Consider the following 14,063-nt stretch of genomic DNA (forward strand, 5'->3'; position numbering starts at 1 on the left):
CCCTCGACACGGCTCGCGGCGGCGACGGCAAGTCCCGTGACCTGCATGCCCTGCTCTGAGGTGAACAACCGCAGCCCGCTCGCGGACCCGAGCCGGGGCTGACCGTCGCGGGCATCGCCGCCGCGGTCGCTCGCGCCGATGCCGAAGGGCTCGAGGCCGTTTCGATGAACGAGGTGGCCGCAGGGGCGCTGTTCGGCTGGCCGGGCACAGTGCACAGTTCGGCCGGGGGAGGGCTGGAAGATTCACCGTTGATCGTGATCGGTGGGCTGCTTACAGTACGAGAGGCTGTCCCAGACAGCTTTGTCGTGTGGTTGCTCAGGAGGTCTGGATGCGTAGGACTGGAATTCGTCGAACGATGTTCTCGGCGTTGTCGGTGTGCCTCGTGATGACTGCGGGGGCGGCGCGGGCCGAGCCGGAGTTTCCGCCGTCGTTCCCGCCGGATCAGAACCAGCTGCCGCGGTTGCCGGCGGAGCCGGATCTGTATGGGCGGCTGCCGATTCCGGTACCGGACCGGGATCCGTGGTACGACGAGCCTTCGGACCTCGCCGACTACGCGCCCGGGCAGATCGTGCGGAGTCGGGAGGTGCAGACTCGGCTGCTCGGAATCCCGTTCCCGGTGTACACGAAGCAATTGCTGTTCCGGACCAACGATGACCATGACAATCCGATCGTCACCGCCACAACGGTGCTCGTGCCGGGTATCCCGTGGATCGGTAGCCCGCGGCCGGTGGTGTCGTTCCAGGAGGCGATCGATTCCACCGATTCCTCGTGCAACCCGTCGCACACCCTGCAGGTCGGGACGATGAAAGAGTCTCTGCTGCTGCAGTACTGGCTCGAACAGGGGATGGCGATCAACATCCCGGACTATGACGGCAAGGCTGTCACCTGGATCACCGATGCCGAGGGCAAGATGGTCTTGGACAGCCTGCGTGCGATGAAGAACGACACCGGACTCGGTCTCGCCGATTCCGGGATCGCGCTCTACGGCTACTCCGGCGGCGGGTCGGCCACGATCCACGCCGCGGAACTCCGGCAGAGTTATGCCCCCGATGTGCGACTGCTCGGTTCAGCGTTCGGTGCCGCGCCGACGAACCTGACGTCCCTGCTGAGCTACGCGACCAACCCCGAGCCCGGCCTCACCGGGACGGTGAGCTTCGGCGCGTGGATCGGCCTCGCCATGTGGTCACGCGCCTACCCCGAGCTTGCGCCGCGCATCGATGAACTGCTGACCCCCGAGGGCCGTCAGATCCTCGCCGATGTCCAGCATCGCTGCTACGCCACGCTCGCGCTCACCGGCGCCTATCGCCCGGTCACCGAGTATCTGAAAGACCCCGCCACCAAGCTCGAGGACGTGCCCGAATTCGCGGAAGTGCTGGCGGAGAACAGCATCGGCCGCCACGTTCCCGATACGCCGTTGCTGTGGTGGCACGGCATGTGGGACGAGCTCATCCCACCCAGCATCATCCTGCCCACGGTCGACTCCTACTGGAATCGCGGCGCGGATCTGCGTTTCTACACCGTCCCGGCGCCCGAGCACATCGTCAACGCGGTCACCGGCTGGATCCCCGCCACCGCCTGGACCAGCGCCATCCTGCGCGGCCTGCCACCCGGGCCGGCTTTCAAGGCCGACTACCAGCCGCTCCCACCCGGATTCCCGGGAGCCTGAGAGCGCTCCGCATTGCTCACCAGCTGCCGTCGAAGAAGGCGGACAGCGCAGTCGCGGAGTTCATCGCCGCCGAAGTGTTCGCTGCCAGCAGGACGAGCGAGGCCGGCGACAGCAAGGCGGTGACGATCCCGGACGCGCACAAAAGACGCCTGCTCCGGGTGTCCGCGGACCGCACGAACCTGCTCCACGACACCGCGCTGAGGCCGAGGGCCGTGATCGCGAGAATCGCGGCGATGACGGCCATGGTGACGTGGTAACGCGCGAAATCGCGGACCATGTCGTCCACGGTTGGTGTGGCGCCGGTGGATTCGGTCAGCTGCTGCCGGATCTGGTCGCAGGCGGTGGTCAGCTGGGGGTCGTTCGCGCCGGACGGCAGCATCGGCAGCAAGGAGGAGAACGGCGCCACCGCCCCTTGGATGTTCGCGATCGCCACCAGAAGCGCCCCGAAAGCGAACATGCTGACCACCGCACCCGCCGTCGCCAGCGCGGATTGCTGCCCTGCGCCGAGCCCGCCGGCACGCAGATACGCCTTCCACAGCAACGCCGCCAGAGCGACGAGCGTGACGAGCAAGAGCACCGCGATCACGCCCTTGACCACATGAAAGCGGAACCAGTAGTCGATGACGCTGGTCAACGCCGGCGGCCGAGTCGAACCACCGGAATTCCAGTACGCCACAAAGCCATCACGCAAAGCCTGCCGCAGCGTGTCCTGATCAGCGAAGCCGCGGTTCCCCGTGTCGGCCAGTGGAGGAGGAGTCAGAACGAGCGCCGCGGCAAGGACCAGCACGAGAGCGGTCAGCGCCCCCAACACGCGACCGGGAACGATCGTGTCGAAGCGCACCGGAGCCGCCGAGCCGACCACGGATATTCCTTCCACTCGGATCCGACCACCCCTCCCATTCTGTGTGCGATTCACCGGCCCCGCCACGACCGGTGGCAGACTTGTCCGGTGACGGCCCCCAGAATAGAGCGGCACCAACGACTCTCGGATCAGCTGGGTAACCACAGCGACAACGAGCTCACCAAGCTCCTGGACAACGCCCGGTCCGTCAGCGTGGGGGTGGGCGGTAGCGCCGCGGTCCTCGACGTCGACGGCGTACCGGTGTTCGTCAAACGCATCCCGCTGTCCGAGCGGGAGCTGGCCCACCCGGCCTCCACCGCGAACCTCTTCGACCTCCCGCTGCACTGCCACTACGGAATCGGCGGGCCGAGCGTCAACACGTGGCGTGAGCTCGCCGCGAACAAGGTCGTCACCAACGCGATCCTGGCCGGCGAGACCGAGTCGTTCCCCATGCTCTACCACTGGAGGGTGCTGCCGGGCCGCCCGCCGATCGCGGCCGAGCACGCCGATATCGACAAGGCCGTCGCCGCCCAGGGCGGGTCGCGAGCGGTTCGGACCCGCCTGGAAGCGCTGGCCGCCGCCCCGTCCTCGCTGCTCCTGTTCTCCGAATACATCCCTCACGCGGCGGCGAACATGTTGCGCGACAACCCGGTCGACAAGGCCGCGACGATCGAGCACCGGCTCGCCGAGATCGTGACCTTCCTGCGAGATCACCAGCTGCTGCACATGGACGCCCACTGGGGCAACATTCGCACCGACGGCGAGCGGCTCTATCTCACCGACTTCGGCCTGGCCACCTCACCGCACTTCGACCTGTCGCCCGACGAGCGCGACTTCGTCGAACCACACCACCCACGACGCCGCCTACGTCGCCATGCGCCTGGTCAACTGGCTGGTGACCGAAGTCTGCGGGATCCCCATGCCCACCACGGGCGGCCCGGTAGCCCGCAACGAATACGTAATCCACTGCGCCGCAGGTCATATCCCGTCCGACGTCCCGCCCGTGGTGGCCGACATCCTGTCCCGCCACGCCCCTGCCGCCGCAACCATGAACGCTTTCCTCTGGAAGCTGTTCGACGGTGAACTCCACACGGACTACATCCCCGGCCGAATCGACCCGGCGTTCTCTCGCCGCGGTATCCGGCCGGATGAGTGCGTGTGCGGGGGAGTGCTCAGGCGTGGACGGGCCCGTCCGGGTGGGCGAGGCGGTGGGTGAAGGTGCCGTGGAATCCCCACGGGATGTGGTGGTTGAGCCAGGCGGTGGCCAGGGGGCCTTGTTCGGGGTCGCGGGCGTCGAGAACGAGGAGTTGGGAGCGGTTTTCGGTGAGGTCGTGGTTGAGCGCGAGGAGCCATCCGTCGTCTTCCGCGGCATCGGGGGTGCGGGGGACGAACAGGGGTTCGCCGACCGAGCTGTCACCGAGCTCGCACATCGTGGTGGCGCCGGTGTGGTGGTCGATTTTGGTGATGGCGTTGAACAATCCCGCGGGGCCACCCGCACCGGCGAGGTAGGTGTAGCGGTGTGCGCGGGTGGAGCGGCGCCAGTCGTACTGCGGGAATTCACCCGCGCGGTTCGAGAGTTCGCGTTCGATGATGGCGCCGGACTTGGTGATCCGATACTGCATGAGCCGTGAGTCCGGGAATTGCGGGGCGTCGGGGGTGTCGAGATTGACCATGCCCGTCATGGCGCGGAAGCGCTCCCACTCGGTATCCAGACGCACCAGTTCGATGACGACGTCGTCCCCGTCGTCGTAGGCGTTGGTCAGGTGCACGTGCAGCAGGGCGTCGTGCTCGACGATGCGTGGACGGCCCCCGTGTTTGGGCACGAGCAGGAATCGAGTGGCCTTGGCGGGCTTGAATTCCAGGGAATCGATGAACGAATCGGTGGCCAGTGCGATCTTGGGGATGTTCGGGAGCACGGGGTCGAGCACGAACACCATGGAGGAGCCGGTGAGCGCGAAGTCGTGATTCCAGGGCAGATCCCACAGGGGGACCGTCGCCAGCCGGTGGCACCGTCCCGCGCGGTCGATGCGGTAGGTGCGCAAGCGGGGCGTGGGTAGCAGGTCGAGTCCGAAGTTGTACATGTCGCCGGTGACCGGATCCCACTTCGGGTGCGCGGAGAACGCGCCGAGGAATCCGAGTCGACCGCCGAAGTCGGTGGGGCCCAGTGTTTCCAGGGAGTCTGGGTCGATGCGGTGCGGGTTGCCCATCTCCCACAGGGCCAGTAGCCCACCGGCGTAGTGGACGATATTGGTGTTGGCCACGTTCGCGGGGAGTCGTCCGATATTGGCGAGCGGGCCGCCGGGGATCTGGTCACCGACACCGCGGTAGCGCACCCGGTCGCTGGTCTGCCCGTGCTCGAAGTGTCGGGTGCGTACGTAGCGGTTGCGGAAACGCACCGACGAACCGTCGAGCACGAACTGCGAGATCATGCCGTCGCCGTCGAACACGTTGTGCAGCAGGGATTTACCGACCTGGAACTTGCCCGGTCCGATGCGGTACAGGGTGCCGGTCAGCTCGCGGGGCAGCCGGCCGTCGATCTGCTCGATCGTGTAGTCGTGCTCGTCGAGCAGGGGTGCGGTGGTGGCGCGATACGCGGTGAGGCTGGCGGTCATCGCGGATTCTCCTTTGAATCGCTAATCTGATGACAACTGTCATCTGATGACGTATGTCTGCCAATGTAGGGAGGGGTTAGAGTGCTGTCAATGGCCAGATCAGCAACCGCTCGCAGCTACGGCGGCATCAGCGCCGAGGACCGTCGCACCGAACGCCGTACCCGGCTGCTCGCCGCGGCGCGAGAAGTCTGGGGCGAGTCCGGACTGTCCGCGGTGACCGTGCGCGGGGTGTGCAAGCAGGCCGGGCTGATCGACCGCTACTTCTACGAGCACTTCGCCAACCGTGACGAACTCCTCGCCGCCGTCGCCGACCAGCTGCGCGAGGAATTGCTGTCCGTTCTGGTGCGATCCGGTCTGACCGCCGACGGGACCGCGGAGGACAAGCTCCGCGCGGCGTTGGGCGCGTTCCTGCAAGCCATCGCCGACGACCGACGCATCCACCGCATTATCGCCAGTGATTTCCATGCCGTGCCGGTCCTGGCTCAACGCCGCCGCGAAGTCCTGGCCACCATCACCGACCTCGTCGTTCAGAATGTCCCCGACGCCCTGCCCGGCGACTACGACCCCGAAGCGCTACGCCGCGCAGCCCTGTTCATCACCGGCGGCGTCAACCAGCTCATCGAGACCTGGCTCGACCACCCCACGGACCTGACCGCCGACCAACTCGCCGCTTCCTGCGCCCGCATGTGCGTCAGTGTCGTCGAACAGGCGCGACGCTGACCGCATCACTACCGGTCGGTTCCTCTTTTTCTCGACAGTTGTTCTGCCCCAAGCGAGGTGAATGTCGAAGCGGCCGAGGGCATCAAGGGCCCGCAAATCGGGATCACCCGCACATGGGCGTGAAAGCCACTGCCGCCGATAGGAAATACCTCGTGGAACCGATGGTCGCGGAGTTTCCGTTACTCCGCGATCTCGGTTCGCCGGCACCACAGGTATACGGGCAGCCGGCCTTCGGGAGTCTCGATATGTCCGGGTGAGTTCTCGAAATGCTCGTAACCACCGCGGTGCTGGATCTTCACCTCTTCACCCGGTGACGGGAGCGGAACGATTCGAGTGGGAAGGTCGGCCGGTCCGCCTTCGAGGAATGCCATCGGGTCCATCACACGCTCCTTCGGTGCTCGACCAGGTCGGCGTCATTCCTTCGGTTCAGTCTCCGGTGCCGACGTGCCGGACGGTGGTGTCGGGTCCGGGACTCATGATCGTCTCGTGCCCGTCGTCGTATCGGACGCGGTACAACGGAGAGGCTTCCTCTCCCATTACCTCGATAACCTCGGCCGTATGGTCGGGTTGTCCGACAGTCCGGCCGTGAACCAGAAACTGGTCACCTACGCTGGCTTTCATAACGAACCCCTTCTCGGCGAGTGCTGATCCGGTGATTGCTTTCCCGATCCGGCCGCAAAGATCCTGGCGAAAACGGCTATACCTGGAGACTACCGCCGACCGGTCCTCGAAGACTCGTCAAGGTCCTCCCGAATCAGTGCTTCTTCGTGACGGGCAGCGCCTGAACGACCAGCACCACGATGGTGCCGACGACGAATCCGATGACCGCCGACGCGGCCGTGTTCGTCAGCCACGCCATCAGTCCGCCGACGCCGGGGATGGCATCGCGGACAGCCTCCTCGGCGTGGTGCACCCACGCGTACGGTGTGTGCCAGCCGAGCGTGTCGGTGCCGCTGAGCAGAATGTGCCCGCCGACCCAGAGCATCGCGACCGTGCCGATGATCGACAGCGCCGCCAGCAGTTTTGGCATTCCCGTCACCAGTCCGCGGCCGACGACCTGCACGGACGTCGAGGAGCGCTGGGCCAGTGCCAGCCCGACATCGTCCATCTTCACGATGACGCCGACGACGCCGTACACCGCGGCGGTGATGACCACCGCGACGATGGCCAGAATGATCAGCCGCGGGAAGAACGACTGGTGGGCAACCTCGTTGAGGGCGATCACCATGATCTCGGCGGACAGGATGAAGTCGGTGCGGATGGCGCCCGCGGTCATCGCCTTCTCATCGGCGACGCCCTCGGATTCGGGGCCGTGGCTGTCGTGGTGCAGGAACCGGCCCAGCACCTTCTCGGCGCCTTCGAAGCACAGGTAGGCGGCGCCGACCATCAGGATCGGCGTGAGCAGCCACGGCGCGAACTGGCTGAGGATGAGAGCCGCCGGAAGAATGAAGACCAGCTTGTTGCGCAGCGATCCGATGGCGATCCGCTTGATCATCGGAAGTTCGCGGTCGGCCGTGATGCCCTGCACGTACTGCGGTGTCACGGCGGTGTCGTCGATGACCACACCGGCGGCCTTGGCGGTCGCCCGCCCGGTGGCCGCGCCGATGTCGTCGAGGGAAGCAGCCGCGAGCCGGGCCAGCACGGCCACGTCATCGAGGAGTCCGAACAGGCCTGCACTCATGCCTGGCAGGTTACCGGCCCGGCCGCTGGGATCGGCTATCCGGACATCCCCGCCGACTCCGCCACCCCTCGCCCGCCGGATCATCGTGCCCGGTCGCGCGTCAGGGCTTCGGTGGCGACCAGCCCGCGTCGAGCAACTGCTTTGCCAGGTCGTCCGCCTGACGGATGCCTGCCTGGAACGCCGCCGGCCAGCTGGTGACGACGTCCGGAGTGGTGTCGAACCCGTCGATGATGTCGAGTGTGGCCGCGTCGGGGCTGAAACGGACCACGGTGCCTGCCACGGTGGCCGCGAGTTCGGCCTGAACCAGTTGCGGTGGAAAACGGTGTGCCAACGGTTCTATCAGGAGAAGGACGTCCGAGTCCGCGGCGAGGTCGGCGTTGGTGGGCGACCACACCCCGCCGTCGATGTAGTAGCGGTCTGCGACGACGACGGGCGGGAAGGTACCGGGAAAGGAACGGCTCGCCGCGACAGCGGTGGCCAGCGGTACACCGCTGCCGCTGTCCCAGACCCGGCGCTCACCGGTGGCCGCGTCCAGGACCGCGATCCGGAGCCGGTGATCGGGCCAGTCGTTGCCGCCGACCAGCCACTCCATCGGTGCGATATGCGCCGGCCCGGCGGGCTCCACGGTCATCGCCAACCGCCCCACCTCCCGCCGCACCGTCTCGCGATCCACCGTCCGGTCCGCGATCACCGAGAAGACCTTGGCGAGCAGCTCCGGTATCACCGCCCTCGGCGACTCCGCGCTGCCGGGACGGCGTGGATCGTCGGCGAACGAATCCAGATCCCGCCCCACGATCAGCGCGGCCCCGACGATCGCACCCGCGGACGTGCCGACGATCGAGTCGGCCGACCCCACATCGATTCCCCGGCGGCGCAATTCAGCGGCCAAACCCGCCATCCACGCCGAACCGAGGACGCCGCCGCCACCCAGAACAACCGAACGCCTCACGGCCCCAACGGACATGTGATCGACACTGTGACTCCCCATGCCGCGATCCTAACGACGTTCGCCATCGTCGCCGGGCGTTGCGCGAAGTCGGCCGCGGGGCTGCGCCGGCATGGACAGTCGGATCACGCTCGGCCGGTGTCGATGTGGCTGACGGTGCCGTCGGGGCCGACCGTGCGTTGCCGGCGGGTGCGCATCTGGCCCAGGTGTCGTTCCGGTGGTCGGCGACCGAGGTCAGGGCGTTGTCGGATGCCGAGATGACGCGTGCGGGGATACCCGCTGCCACCACCGGAAGTCGAGCCGCTCACGCTTCAGCGGCGTGGCCCGCTCGCTCGCGGTCGCCGGCGTGTCTGCTGAGAAATTCCACTTCGACGCGCAGCACGTCGGTGTGGTCGAGACCGCCCGCGTACACGTCGTAGTGCCCGCCGCGGCTGCGGTAGAGCTCGCCCCGGGGAGCTCGGGAGGCGGCCCGGGCGGCCGGTCCGGTCGGAGCCATCGAGTCGGTTTCGGCGACGACCATCAGCAGGGGGCAACGGATTCGACCGGCCGCCAGGACCGGACGGTGCACGGCGATGTCGAGCAACGAACGCGCGGTGATCCGATTGGGCCACGGCTCGCCGTCCGCCGGGGTGAGCCGATCCAGCCCATCGAGCGCGTCATTGGTGGCGATCACGCCGTGGCTGCCGGGTCCGACGCTGACCGGCAAATACCTCGGCGGCTTGCCCGCGATGCCCGCGAACAGGTCGGCCACCGCGGTGGCGGTGAGCCGCAGCGCGCGAGCCGGGGGGACCTTCGCCATCCCGGCCGGGCCGTCGACGAGGGGGCATTGCGCGATGGCGCCCGCCAATCCGGGATCGTTGGCGGCGACATCGAGGATGTGCATGCCGGCGAAAGACGTTCCCCAGATGAACAATCGGTCGTTGTCGATCGACTCGTGGTGGCGCGCCCAGGACAGCGCGGTGCGGTAGTCCTCCCGCTGTCGGCGGATCGACAGGAGTTCGCGCGGTGTGCCGCCGGACCGGCCCCAATGCCGGTAGTCGAACACGAGGACGGCGAAGCCGTTGTCGGCGAAGACTTCCGCGAACGGCGCGAGCCCGGCGGCTTTGACTCCGCCGATGCCGTGGGCCATCACCACCGCCGGGTGCGGTCCCGGTGTCGACGGTAGGTAGAGCCAGCAGTCCAGTTCGGTGTCCGCGCCGGCCGGGATACGCACATGCTCTCGGGTGAAGCTGGTCATCACAGGTCCTTGGCTGTCGAGTCGAAAGTGATGGTGCCGCCCGCGGATCGGGCGAGATCGGCGCCGAACAAGGCGCCGGGAGTGAACGCGCCGGGGCGGCCGTCGCCGTCGGCCAGCCGGGCCGCCACCCGGGCCGCCACGCGGCTGGTGAACGCGTAACCCTCACCCGTCCGCAACCACGCCTGGCGGCTTTCTCCGCCTTCCCATTGCGCGTACGCGTATGCCCACGACGTATCGCCCTGCGCGCTCGGCGGGGTCAGTTTCCAGCGGTCGATGAGCCGGATCACGCTGCGCCGCACCGCATCGACCCGCAGGATCGCGCCCACGACCGGCAGCACGGCTCGGGTCGCGCGGCCGGTGGGCACCTCGCTGGAGGTCGCGATCACGTCCCCGGCGCCGGAGGCGCGGAGCGCGGCTTCCAACTCGCCGGTCGGTACCGCCACCGTGGGACGCGTCGTCCCGTCGGGCAACGGGACGTGTTGCAGGTGCGCCCCGAGCCGCGTCCGCTCGAGGCGGCCGCCGCGGTAGATCAGCCCGCCGGTCGCCGCGGCGTCCACGACGCTGGCCAGGACCGCCGGTCCCAGGCCGTCGACGACAGGCATCGCCGCGACCCGGACCCGGGTCGGGGCCGGGCGTCCCGCGCACAGCTCGTATACCAGCGACTCATTGGCCAGGACGCCGAATCCCGCACCGGTCACCAGCGTCGACCCCGCGGCTCGGGCCGCCGAATCCAGCTCCAGCAACGAACGCACGGGCTCGAATTCGTTGGCCAGATCCACGTAATGACTGCCCGCCTCCACACAGGCTCGCGCGGTCGGGACGGTCGTCGCACCGAATGGCCCGACCGTGTTGACGACGACATCCGGCTTGTCCGCGGTGATGCGGCCCGCCGGATCGTCGGTGACCAGTGTCCGCGGCGGCGGCCCGCCCGGCGTTTCGACCGCGGCGGCGGCCGCGGCCAGCCGTTCCGCATTGCGGCCGACCAGCACGATCTGGTGGCCGCCGGTAGTCGACTCGGCACTGATGCTGCGTCCGGCGCGGCCGGTCGCGCCGATGATCCAGATTTCGCCCATGGGACATACGCTACAACTTGTAGCGTATGTACGGCAAGGGTCATTCGCTACACTTCGTAGCGTATGTCTGAGAAGAAGAAGTCCGCCGCCATGGGCCGCCCTCGAAACGCGGCCCTGGATGCCGCCATCACCGCCGCCGTCGAACAGTTGCTGCTGTCCGACGGCTACAACGCGGTGACCGTCGACCGGGTCGCCACCCTCGCCGGTACCACCCGCACCGCGCTGTACCGCCGCTTCCCGGGCCGCGTCGCACTGCTTACCAGCGCCATCGCCGCGCACTTCGGCACCGACCCCGCGCCCGACACCGGCAACCTGCGCGACGACCTGATCGAGCTGCAACGCCGACAGGTCGAGTTCTTCCACACCCCGGTCGTCGCGGCGGGCATCGCCGGACTGCTCGGCGATCTCGGCAGCGACCCCCGGTGGAGCGCACTGTTCCACGAGGGCTTCATGGCGCCGCGCCGCCGCTCGACCGAGGCGATGTTCCAACGCGCCGTCGACCGCGGCGAAATCCCACCCTGCACCCACCCCGCCCTCGTCTCCGACATCCTGACCGGGCCGCTGCTGCTGCACGCCATGCTCCCGGCCACCGGACCGCTCGACGACGCCCTCATCACGGCCACTGTCGACGCCGCCCTGCACCTGCTGAACAAGGGCCTGAGCGACACGTAATCCACTGTGCCGCAGCGGTGCCGGACGATCGGATTTCGGCGGTGAGCCAGTCGCCAGGCATGTTCGCGGTCGCCGACCGCGTGCAGCGCCACCGCCGAGAACAGTGGTGCCGCAACGAAGTCGGCGACCGCGAAGCCGAATTCACGCCCGTGCCGGAGTTCCGCCGCTAGCGCGCGCGGGCCCCGGATCGAGTGGGGGTCAGACGGACGACACCGCTGTAGGGCTGGTCGCCGGGCGCCCGCGGGTCCGGCTGCTGGGCTTCGAATTCCTCGGGGGAGCCCGGGAGCGCGAGCCGATCGAAGCGAGCGGCGGCGACGACAATCGATTCGAGGTAGGTGGCGTCCCAGCCGAGGTGTTCGAAGTAGGCGACACCCTCGGCGGGCAGGAAGGTCCACCGTGCGCGCCGCAGCAGGCCCTCGTTGCGGTCGGTCATCAGGTGCGCGACACCGGCCGAACTGACATCGAGACACCATCCGGCGATTTCGGGCCGGGTCAGCGCCGCGGACAACGCGGTCACGTCGGCCTCGCGCAGGTACATCACCAATCCTTCGGAGATCACCAGCGCCTGGCGTACATCGGTGAGCGCCGAGTCGAGATACGTTGTGACAGCGACGGAATCGGTGACATCCAGGGCGGTCCTGGTCAGCCGGCACCGCGGTGTCTCCGCGGCGAGCACCGTGTTCTTCTCGGCGATCAGGCCGGGCAGATCGGCTTCGATCCACCGCAGCTCGGCCGGTAGATCCATTCGATACGGCCGGGCGTCCAGTCCCGCGCCGAGATTCAGCACGAGATCGCAACCGGCCGCGACCGCCTCGGCGATCTGGTCGTCGATCAGCCGGGTGCGGGTGACCAGGAACCAGTCGTCCGCCATCGACTGCCCGGCGGCCGCGGCGATCTCGCGGCCGCGCGGACCGGCCAGGCGGTCGGCCAGCGGGTCGCGGAACAACGCGTCCGGCCGGGCGGATTCGATCGCGCGGTGCGCGGCCACCCACCGCGCGGTATCGGACACATGAGTGACCAGTGGCTGCAACGACATTCGGCTCAACTCCTTCGCCCGCCCGATCGGTATCGGGTGCCCTCTACATTTATAGAGGATCGAGGCGGGGGATCGGGTGTGGGTTGTGCCACGCCGAGGAGACCTTGTGCCGTGACCGCGCTGGTCACCGTGCGCAATCTCGAACTCCCCGCCGCTGGGAACATGTCGAGCCGAGAGTCAGCGAGCGGTGCGGCCGAAAGCCGTTGCCGCCCGCGTCGCGAGGGCCGCGCCGCGCATCATCCATTTGAAGGAGCCGGTCCGCGGGCCCGGCAGCAATCCGGCCGTCTGTACGGCGTCGACCAGGTCGTAGAGGGTTTCGCCCTCGTACATGAGGCGGTCGGTGTTGAAGTGGTAGCGGTCCACGGCGGTGCACTGGACGAAGGCGCCGTTGCCCGGGATGGAGACGGCGTCGTCGCCGTACGGGTGCAGTTTCAAGGGGCCGCGGAGGTGACCGCTGCCGTAGTAGCGCACCACTATTCGCACCTCGCCGCCGGGCGTGATGTCGACGAAGGACTGGCCCGGGATGGGGTCGTAGCGCCAGTCGGGGATGGCGTCGAAGAAGGCGAAGTTGTAGGCGACGAACTCGTCGAGGCCGACGATGGTGGCGCCCAGGGTGGTGACGTCCTTGTAGCGGAGGTCGGGGGTGTAGAGCTCGTGGTTGTAGCTCATGTCCCGGGCTTGCCAGCTCCACCAGTACTTCTTGGCCCAGTCCAGGGTCCAGGCGATGTCCAGGCCGTGGTCGGCGTAGAACGCGATCTTCTGCTCGTATTCGTCGAACCATGCGGTGGTCATGGCGGTCAGGGCCTGCTCGTCGAGGACTTCGACCGGGGCGGCTCGGTTGCTCAGGATCTTCGGGATCGGTGGGGCCAGGCGGGATTGTGCGAGGGCCTGCTGGAACTGGTGGTCGGTGAACATCGCGACTCCATCGGGAAGCAACTGCTTTCTGAAGCAGATGCTTCCTGATATCGTCTCGGTGTGTCAAGGAGCTATGGCGGGCGCAGCACCGACGACCGGGTGGCGGACCGGCGCGTCCGGCTCATCGAGGCCGGGACCGCGATCGTCGGAACGGAAGGCGTTGCCGCACTGGGCATGCGGGCCGTGTGCCGTGAGGCGGGATTGAGCCAGAAGTACTTCTACGAGAGCTTCGCCGACATCGACGACCTGCTGCACGCGGTGTACCTGGCGGCGCTCGGGCAACTCGAGGAGGCCATCCGGCCCGCCATGGGGGCCCGCGATCTGGCCGGGCTGTTCGACGCGGCCGCCCGGCTGCTGGAGTCCGACCCGCGCATCTGCCGAATCCTGCTGATGGAACCCGTCGCCGACGCCCGCCTGCGCCGGTACGTCCGCGACACCATTCCGGCCATCACCACCGCCGCGCTCGGCGACCTCGTCGCCGGATCGCCCGACGACCCGGCGATCCGGATGCGGTTCTCCGGGCTGTTCGGGGCGATCATCTCCCTGTACGTGGAGTGGACCGAAGGCAGTCTCGGCACCGACCGGGCCGCCTTCGTCCAGCATGTCTCCACTGTCGCAACACAACTCGTGCCACAGCTCGGCGCGGTCACCCGGTCCTGATCGC

The 14,063-nt window shown here is 68.0% G+C and carries 16 protein-coding genes; 6 read left to right on the forward strand and 10 right to left on the reverse strand.

All coding sequences use genetic code 11. The features are described 5' to 3' along the window. Positions 1–385: 385 nt before the first annotated feature. Positions 386–1,666 (forward strand): lipase family protein, encoded by a 1,281-nt coding sequence (locus ACQPYY_RS10925; RefSeq protein ID WP_433594620.1) that lies wholly within the window; start codon positions 386–388, stop codon positions 1,664–1,666. A 16-nt stretch (positions 1,667–1,682) separates the two neighbouring features. Here the strand turns inward: ACQPYY_RS10925 and ACQPYY_RS10930 are convergent, their stop codons facing one another. Continuing rightward, positions 1,683–2,528 carry a hypothetical protein gene (locus ACQPYY_RS10930; RefSeq protein WP_433593638.1) on the reverse strand — a complete coding sequence of 282 codons (846 nt, stop codon included), beginning with the start codon at positions 2,526–2,528 and terminating at the stop codon, positions 1,683–1,685. Between the two features lie 87 nt (positions 2,529–2,615). Here ACQPYY_RS10930 and ACQPYY_RS10935 point away from each other — a divergent pair, with 87 nt between their 5' ends. Next, positions 2,616–3,590, forward strand: coding sequence for a serine/threonine protein phosphatase (locus ACQPYY_RS10935; protein WP_433593639.1), 975 nt, complete (start codon positions 2,616–2,618; stop codon positions 3,588–3,590). 89 nt (positions 3,591–3,679) lie between these two features. Here ACQPYY_RS10935 and ACQPYY_RS10940 read toward each other — a convergent pair whose 3' ends face one another. Next, positions 3,680–5,119, reverse strand: coding sequence for a carotenoid oxygenase family protein (locus ACQPYY_RS10940; RefSeq protein WP_433593640.1), 1,440 nt, complete (start codon positions 5,117–5,119; stop codon positions 3,680–3,682). A 90-nt stretch (positions 5,120–5,209) separates the two neighbouring features. On the opposite strand from ACQPYY_RS10940, the gene ACQPYY_RS10945 reads away from it, so the two are divergent. Continuing rightward, entirely contained in the window at positions 5,210–5,839 is a 630-nt protein-coding gene (locus tag ACQPYY_RS10945) for a TetR/AcrR family transcriptional regulator (RefSeq protein WP_379096053.1), read from the forward strand. Between the two features lie 179 nt (positions 5,840–6,018). Here ACQPYY_RS10945 and ACQPYY_RS10950 read toward each other — a convergent pair whose 3' ends face one another. The 6 genes from ACQPYY_RS10950 to ACQPYY_RS10975 all read right to left on the reverse strand — a co-directional run bounded on the left by ACQPYY_RS10950 (position 6,019) and on the right by ACQPYY_RS10975 (position 10,776). Continuing rightward, on the reverse strand, positions 6,019–6,219 hold the full coding sequence (locus ACQPYY_RS10950) for a DUF5988 family protein (RefSeq protein WP_357093310.1): 201 nt from the start codon (positions 6,217–6,219) through the stop codon (positions 6,019–6,021). A 46-nt stretch (positions 6,220–6,265) separates the two neighbouring features. Beyond that, positions 6,266–6,460, reverse strand: a complete 195-nt coding sequence (locus tag ACQPYY_RS10955) for a DUF1918 domain-containing protein (RefSeq protein ID WP_379096056.1) — start codon at positions 6,458–6,460, stop codon at positions 6,266–6,268. A 133-nt stretch (positions 6,461–6,593) separates the two neighbouring features. Beyond that, positions 6,594–7,520: a DUF808 domain-containing protein gene (locus ACQPYY_RS10960; protein WP_379096059.1), complete on the reverse strand. Its 927-nt coding sequence runs from the start codon at positions 7,518–7,520 to the stop codon at positions 6,594–6,596. Positions 7,521–7,620: 100 nt separating this feature from the next. Further along, positions 7,621–8,469, reverse strand: coding sequence for a patatin-like phospholipase family protein (locus ACQPYY_RS10965; protein ID WP_433593641.1), 849 nt, complete (start codon positions 8,467–8,469; stop codon positions 7,621–7,623). A gap of 301 nt (positions 8,470–8,770) precedes the next feature. Further along, entirely contained in the window at positions 8,771–9,703 is a 933-nt protein-coding gene (locus ACQPYY_RS10970; protein ID WP_433593642.1) for an alpha/beta hydrolase, read from the reverse strand. Next, positions 9,703–10,776: a saccharopine dehydrogenase NADP-binding domain-containing protein gene (locus ACQPYY_RS10975; protein WP_433593643.1), complete on the reverse strand. Its 1,074-nt coding sequence runs from the start codon at positions 10,774–10,776 to the stop codon at positions 9,703–9,705. The genes ACQPYY_RS10970 and ACQPYY_RS10975 overlap by 1 nt, the downstream gene beginning before the upstream one ends. Positions 10,777–10,839: 63 nt before the next feature. Here ACQPYY_RS10975 and ACQPYY_RS10980 point away from each other — a divergent pair, with 63 nt between their 5' ends. Beyond that, a complete protein-coding gene (locus ACQPYY_RS10980; protein ID WP_433593644.1) occupies positions 10,840–11,448 on the forward strand; it encodes a TetR/AcrR family transcriptional regulator in 609 nt (202 codons plus the stop codon). A gap of 41 nt (positions 11,449–11,489) precedes the next feature. Beyond that, positions 11,490–11,618, forward strand: coding sequence for a hypothetical protein (locus ACQPYY_RS10985; RefSeq protein WP_433593645.1), 129 nt, complete (start codon positions 11,490–11,492; stop codon positions 11,616–11,618). On the opposite strand, the gene ACQPYY_RS10990 is transcribed toward ACQPYY_RS10985, so the two are convergent. After that, positions 11,615–12,484 (reverse strand): class I SAM-dependent methyltransferase, encoded by an 870-nt coding sequence (locus ACQPYY_RS10990; protein ID WP_433593646.1) that lies wholly within the window; start codon positions 12,482–12,484, stop codon positions 11,615–11,617. The genes ACQPYY_RS10985 and ACQPYY_RS10990 overlap by 4 nt on opposite strands. 177 nt (positions 12,485–12,661) lie before the next feature. Beyond that, positions 12,662–13,399 carry a nuclear transport factor 2 family protein gene (locus ACQPYY_RS10995; protein WP_433593647.1) on the reverse strand — a complete coding sequence of 246 codons (738 nt, stop codon included), beginning with the start codon at positions 13,397–13,399 and terminating at the stop codon, positions 12,662–12,664. A gap of 60 nt (positions 13,400–13,459) precedes the next feature. Here ACQPYY_RS10995 and ACQPYY_RS11000 point away from each other — a divergent pair, with 60 nt between their 5' ends. Beyond that, complete coding sequence (locus ACQPYY_RS11000; RefSeq protein ID WP_433593648.1) at positions 13,460–14,059, forward strand: TetR/AcrR family transcriptional regulator; 600 nt, start codon at positions 13,460–13,462, stop codon at positions 14,057–14,059. The last annotated feature ends 4 nt before the right edge of the window (positions 14,060–14,063 follow it).

The organism is Nocardia sp. CA-145437 (genome assembly GCF_050956485.1).
In the GTDB taxonomy this organism is placed as follows: Bacteria; Actinomycetota; Actinomycetes; order Mycobacteriales; family Mycobacteriaceae; genus Nocardia.

Excerpts from the sequence above, each read along its gene's own strand:
- ACQPYY_RS10970 (WP_433593642.1), bottom strand. The coding sequence starts at position 9,703 with ATGACCAGCTTCACCCGAGAGCATGTGCGTATCCCGGCCGGCGCGGAC.
- ACQPYY_RS10955 (WP_379096056.1), bottom strand. The coding sequence starts at position 6,460 with ATGAAAGCCAGCGTAGGTGACCAGTTTCTGGTTCACGGCCGGACTGTC.
- ACQPYY_RS10960 (WP_379096059.1), bottom strand. The coding sequence starts at position 7,520 with ATGAGTGCAGGCCTGTTCGGACTCCTCGATGACGTGGCCGTGCTGGCC.
- ACQPYY_RS10940 (WP_433593640.1), bottom strand. The coding sequence starts at position 5,119 with ATGACCGCCAGCCTCACCGCGTATCGCGCCACCACCGCACCCCTGCTC.
- ACQPYY_RS10995 (WP_433593647.1), bottom strand. The coding sequence starts at position 13,399 with ATGTTCACCGACCACCAGTTCCAGCAGGCCCTCGCACAATCCCGCCTG.
- ACQPYY_RS10950 (WP_357093310.1), bottom strand. The coding sequence starts at position 6,219 with ATGGACCCGATGGCATTCCTCGAAGGCGGACCGGCCGACCTTCCCACT.
- ACQPYY_RS10980 (WP_433593644.1), top strand. The coding sequence starts at position 10,840 with ATGTCTGAGAAGAAGAAGTCCGCCGCCATGGGCCGCCCTCGAAACGCG.
- ACQPYY_RS10975 (WP_433593643.1), bottom strand. The coding sequence starts at position 10,776 with ATGGGCGAAATCTGGATCATCGGCGCGACCGGCCGCGCCGGACGCAGC.
- ACQPYY_RS10945 (WP_379096053.1), top strand. The coding sequence starts at position 5,210 with ATGGCCAGATCAGCAACCGCTCGCAGCTACGGCGGCATCAGCGCCGAG.
- ACQPYY_RS10990 (WP_433593646.1), bottom strand. The coding sequence starts at position 12,484 with ATGTCGTTGCAGCCACTGGTCACTCATGTGTCCGATACCGCGCGGTGG.
- ACQPYY_RS10925 (WP_433594620.1), top strand. The coding sequence starts at position 386 with ATGACTGCGGGGGCGGCGCGGGCCGAGCCGGAGTTTCCGCCGTCGTTC.